Genomic DNA, 739 nt, shown 5'->3' with positions numbered 1-739 from the left:
GAAAGGAGCTGGAACCTCCGGCCGGGGTAATGCTATAGCAGGTTCCTTTCAGAAAAATGGAAAAGAAAGAATTAACTACAGAAGAGTGGAAGACCGAAAAGAAGAAAAAGAAAGCGCAGATGACCGCCATGCAGGCCCTGCCTTACGAGGTAAAGGTGAGAAGAGCAGAGCTGCGGGCCCGAGAGTACATAGACAAGCTGGATGAAATGGGGCTGAATGCCCATGTCAGTGTGGGTGGGCTGGACAGCATTGTGCTCCTGATGTTCCTCCAGAAGATTGGGATTGATGTTCCAGCTATATCTGTATCAGCTTTGGAGGATAGAAGTATTCAGAAGATACATAGGGACTTGGGAGTAATATCTATCATGCCAGGGAAGCCCAAAGTACAGATTTTGCAGGAATATGGTTTCCCGGTAATCTCCAAGAAGATTGCAGGCCGGATTGATACGCTACAGCATCCCACAGAGAAGAATAAGACGGTCCGCCATGCAATTATTACAGGCGAGTGTGGAGCTCAGGGACATTATGCCAAGAAGAGTCGAATGAAAATGCCGCAGAAGTGGCTGGAGCTGTTTGCAGGTTATGAGAACGATAATGAGGGAGTAAATTACCAGATAGCCCCATTTTTGGTATCGAATAAGTGTTGCCTGTACATGAAAGAACAACCGTGTGAGAAGTGGGCAAAGAAACATAGCAGCCGGCCATTTTTGGGACTGATGGCATCGGAAGGTGGCCAGAG

At 47.6% G+C, this 739-nt stretch carries 1 pseudogene; it reads left to right on the top strand.

The annotated features are described in order from the left end of the window. Positions 1-56: 56 nt before the first annotated feature. Positions 57-739, top strand: a pseudogene (locus HW447_RS17815) (hypothetical protein); the annotation flags it as partial.

Origin of the sequence: Enterocloster alcoholdehydrogenati, assembly GCF_013282095.1 — a bacterium.
Classification (GTDB): Bacteria; Bacillota; Clostridia; order Lachnospirales; family Lachnospiraceae; genus Enterocloster; species Enterocloster alcoholdehydrogenati.
Note: the sequence above shows the minus strand (reverse complement) of the source record. Positions and strands in the feature narration are given on the sequence as shown.